The sequence below is a fragment of the Auritidibacter sp. NML100628 genome (genome assembly GCF_003185985.1).
GTDB lineage: Bacteria > Actinomycetota > Actinomycetes > Actinomycetales > Micrococcaceae > Auritidibacter > Auritidibacter ignavus.
This window is the reverse complement of sequence record NZ_QHLP01000030.1, coordinates 1-4,447: the sequence shown is the minus strand read 5'-3', so window position 1 is coordinate 4,447 and position 4,447 is coordinate 1. Positions and strand designations below refer to the sequence as shown.

The following is a 4,447-nucleotide window of genomic DNA, read 5'->3' as shown; positions in this document are numbered from 1 at the left end:
AGTCAACGCGCGTCCTGGACTCCTGGCGGCAACACCCCCCGGATCATCGATGACAGGGCAAAAAAACCATACCAGGACCAGCGACCAGATCCTCTGATGAGGACCTACAAATGAATGTAACGGGTGTCCCCTGTGCTTTAAGTCAAGCTGCTTGGGGAACTTTGTTTGGGGTAGCATGATAGAAGCTGGTATCTCGGACCAAGGCGAACATGACGTTGAGGCGGTGGCGTGCCAGACAGATCACCGCGGCGTTATGTTTCTTATCTTCTGCGCGTTTCTTGTTGTAGTGGGCTTTCGATACCGGGTCGTGGCAGGAGGCCACCCATGCGGATCGGAATAAGGCTTTGTTGAGTTGTTTATTGCTAGAGCGGGCCGGGGACTCACCTCGGATCGAGGTCCCAGAGCGGCGCGTTACGGGAGCAATTCCGGCGTAGGTGGCCAGGTGATCTGGGGTGGGGAAGGAGCTGAAGTCTGCTGCAGTGAGCAGGATCGTGGCGGTGGTCTTGATTCCGGCTCCTGGCATAGAAATCAAGACCTGGGTAAGAGGGTGAGTATCGACCATCGTTTCCACCTCGGTGGCCATCAGAGCGCGTTGAGCTTTGAGTTCTTTGATCTGGGCGGCCATCCTGGGAATGATCAGTTCCACGGTAGTTGCTCCAGGCACGGTGACCGTTTGCTCGGCTAGGGCCGTGAAGATCTGGTCGATCAACGCGGAGGGGTCTTTGCGGGCATGATTTTTCGCCCAGCGTTTTACCCCAGATTTGCCAGTAGCCTGCAGGCCGTGGGGTCCGTGATACCGAATCAGCAACTCCAGGACAATGGGCCGTGTGAGGACGGTGCCGGTGAAGACTCGTTCCAGTGACGGGTAAATGTGCACCAGCAACGATCGTAGTCGGTTGATGGCTCGGGTACATTCCCGAGCCAGGTCATCATCAAACCCAGCCAGCACTTTCACCGCCGAGAACAGATCAGATTCCCGATCCATGGCTCGTAGCGTATGGGGCATGGTTCTGGCGGTATCAGCAATGATGAACGCGTCCCGGGCATCAGTTTTGAACCGGCCGGGATACAGATCAGCAGTCTTGCGCATCGCCAAGCCCGGCAAGTATGCCACGGTGGCGCCACAGTCTCGGGCCACCGCGATCGGTAAGGCACCAATGGTGTTAGGCTGATCGACCACCATCAGCACTGAACCGTGCCTTTGGAGCTGAACGATGACGTCTTGCAATGCGGTTTCGTCTTGCGGTAATTCCCGGTCGTAGAGTTTCTCGCCGGTGGTTGTCAGGGCGCATCCGTAATGTGCGCTTTTACCAACGTCTAGCCCCAGGATCACATCGTAGGTTGTTGTCATGGCAGTCTTCCTCACTGCTGGTAGCAAGGCCGCTGTGATCATGACACCCGATGCTTGCACCCACGTTACGAAGAGACTTCAACACACTGCTTGGGCCGTATCCCTATGAGAAGTCAACGCGCGTCCTGGACCTCTGGTGGCAACACCCCCCGGACCATGAAATGACAGGGCAACACAGCCATACCAGAGCCAGCGACCAGGTCCTTGGATAGACCTAAGAAATATCCTAGAAGGACCTATAAATAAATGTAACGGGTCTTTTCGAAAGATCCTTCTCAAAACGGGAAGCTTCTTTTCTCGTATGGAGCGAAGGGGTAGTGCGTGGGGAGTTCGATGCTTTGTTCGAGCGTAACCGCGTAGTGTCTATCCGTGGTGTTGCAATAGAAGACGAGACGGAATGTGCGTGTCCCGAGAATGTTTTTGGACAGTACGTTTACCGTAGGGATTTTAGCCCCAGGGAAGCATGCCCGGATGAGTACAGCGGAGCTCAACACCTTTTAGGCTCCCCGTCCGGCGGTAGTTGTCCAACATGGGAGAAGCGAACCCCCCACTGGTCGCTGGCTACGCCCATCTGGTCCAAACCAACGTCTAGCCCCGATCCTGCAATGCCTTGTGTAGGCGCCGGATTTTACTCGCGTTCGGCAGCTTATCGCGGCTCCACGTCGATTGCGCCGTCCAGCAAGCGGTTGTTCATATCGACGATAGCCTCGTGGCGTTCCGCTTCGGTCATGTCCGCTGCGCGACGCTGGTTTACGCCAGTAGCGCTTCCGCTTCCTCCCGAGTGATCTGACGGGCCACCTGCGCGATTATCAATTCCTGGAAGATTGACGGGAAGTCCACTTTTGATCTGTCAAGTCCGGCTGCTTGTACGGTGGCTGCGGTTTGGTCATTCCTTGCCGCTGGCGTGCCACTGTCCACCATGGGGGCTGCCCGTCGCCACTTTAAAAGTATCGGTTGTTGTCCCAGATTTCCCAACTGTCGAACTGGTCGCGTAGGGAGTAGTTCAAATGAAGCATCTCTGGATTTAGCCTGTGCTCGGCATGTAGAATCTCGTCATACCCTGCCAGTTGGTGACGCCCGTTAATCGAGGAGTGTGCAGTTCCGGTGAACATGTGATCTCCACTCAGCCCTGCTGAGAAGTGACCCAAGCTTCTACCCCCCGGGAGATCACTATGCCCGCAATTGCCCTCGATGATGTTTCTTTTTCCTATGGCTCCCGTCTCGTCCTCGACCGTGTGAGTCTGCACGTTTCTGCCGGTGAGCGAGCCTTCTTAATCGGCCCGAACGGGGTCGGTAAATCAACGCTGCTGAAAATTCTGACCGGTGATCTGATACCCGTTTCGGGAGGAGTTGTTTCTGGCGTTGTTCCTCAGCGTATTCCCGATCCGGAGTCTTTCGACGGCAGCGTTGCGCAGTTCCTCGACTCGGCACTGGCACCGTTCAGGGAGCTGTTGTTGCGTTTTGAGCAAGTCACTGAGGCCATCGCGTCTGGGCAGGATGGTCTTGCGGGCGAGTACGATCAGATCCTCGCTCGGTTGAACGCGCTGGATGTATGGTCATTGGATTCACGCGTGAACGAGACTCTTGCCGGGCTGGGTCTCGTCGAATTCACTGGGTCTGGTGCAAATCGGATGTTGGTCACACTTTCGCCCGGCCAGCGTGCGCGGTTGGAGCTAGCTGTGCTGCTGATCATCCGGCCTGAGGTGCTGATCCTCGATGAACCGACCAACCACTTGGACGGCGAGGCCATCGAATTCCTGGCAACTGTCGTCAATAACTGGGACGGTCCAGTGCTCGCCGCCAGCCATGACCGGGCTTTCATCGAGAATTCCGCCACCGTTATCTACGACATGGATATCACCGTGTGGCAGGAATTAGCCAAAGTAGACGGTGAGGAGCTAGTGGGCGTTTACCGCAACGCGGGCAACTACACTGACTACCTAGCCGCCAAGGCGACCGCCCGAGAGAAGCACCTGCAGATCCACGCCGCGCAACAGGACGAAAAGCGCGAGTTGCACGAGCACCGGCACGAGAGCATGAAGATTGCCCGCGGTGGTGTCCGGGTCGAAACAGCGGTTGGCAAGCAGAAGAAGTTCTTCACGGACCGGGCGGCAGCGACAGCGGTAAAGAGAACGCGTGCAGATGATGTTCGCTTGGAGCGCCTTGTCCAGCGCGAGGTACGAAAACCCCGTCACTACGATTTGGAGTTCCCCTCCCTCGAAACTGACCCTCGATCTGGTCTGGCCGTTTCAGCCAGGGACGCGACGGTGGTAGGTCGGCTTGCGCCGGTCACGTTCGATCTCAGCAGAGGCGAACACCTCCTCGTGACGGGGACAAACGGGGCAGGGAAATCAACCCTGCTGAACTGGGTTGCTTCCGGTAACCCGCCGACCAAGGTGACCAGCAAGGGCACCATTACCCGCGATGAACCCGTCGGTCAGGTGCTGCAGAGGCTTCCAGCTGAGTCAGACCCAGGCTTTGAATCGCAGACGTGGAGGAACGGGGTTGGCTCGGCTGGGAAAGGAATCTTGCATCCGTCTATGTGGCGCACCCCAATTCCCGACTTGTCGGCAGGGAATCAACGCCGCGCCCAACTCGCAATCGCATTGGCCCGTCGTCCAACCGTGCTAATAATCGACGAACCTACCAACTACCTCGATTTGGATACGATGGACGCGCTTGAAGAAGCGCTGCGCAACTGGCAAGGAACCCTAATCATCGCCAGTCATGACCGTTGGCTGATTGAACACTGGCACGGACGCCATCTCCACCTCAAGCCTATGCGCCAGTCACCATCAATATGAGAATTGGGAACCGTCATTGAAGCTTTGGCAGAGCTGATGGCTGCTGCTAAGGAGATGGGGGAGCTGGACGAATAGCCCCCTAAAGATTTTGTCGGACTGACAGGATTTGAACCTGCGACCCCTACTCCCCTAGTGTAGTGCGCTACCAAGCTGCGCCACAGTCCGCGACGTACCTTATTGATATTGAGCGCGTGGCTCAGGTCGTGCCTCACGTATCGTGAGCGCGAAGCCATAGTGTGAACGCATGGATAAGGACATTGTCTCGATGAGTGCTCGGATTGAAGTCACCAAG

At 56.7% G+C, this 4,447-nt stretch carries 3 protein-coding genes and 1 tRNA gene; 1 reads left to right on the top strand and 3 read right to left on the bottom strand.

What is annotated here, in order from left to right; genetic code table 11:
• Positions 1-142 precede the first annotated feature (142 nt).
• Positions 143-1,351, bottom strand: coding sequence for an IS110 family transposase (locus DCC24_RS11815; protein ID WP_110100097.1), 1,209 nt, complete (start codon positions 1,349-1,351; stop codon positions 143-145).
• A 941-nt stretch (positions 1,352-2,292) separates the two neighbouring features.
• Positions 2,293-2,463, bottom strand: coding sequence for a hypothetical protein (locus DCC24_RS12130; protein WP_158524687.1), 171 nt, complete (start codon positions 2,461-2,463; stop codon positions 2,293-2,295).
• Between the two features lie 60 nt (positions 2,464-2,523).
• Here DCC24_RS12130 and DCC24_RS11810 point away from each other — a divergent pair, with 60 nt between their 5' ends.
• On the top strand, positions 2,524-4,155 hold the full coding sequence (locus DCC24_RS11810) for an ABC-F family ATP-binding cassette domain-containing protein (RefSeq protein ID WP_110100096.1): 1,632 nt from the start codon (positions 2,524-2,526) through the stop codon (positions 4,153-4,155).
• A gap of 91 nt (positions 4,156-4,246) precedes the next feature.
• On the opposite strand, the gene DCC24_RS11805 is transcribed toward DCC24_RS11810, so the two are convergent.
• A tRNA-Pro gene (locus DCC24_RS11805) sits at positions 4,247-4,320 on the bottom strand.
• Positions 4,321-4,447 lie beyond the last annotated feature (127 nt).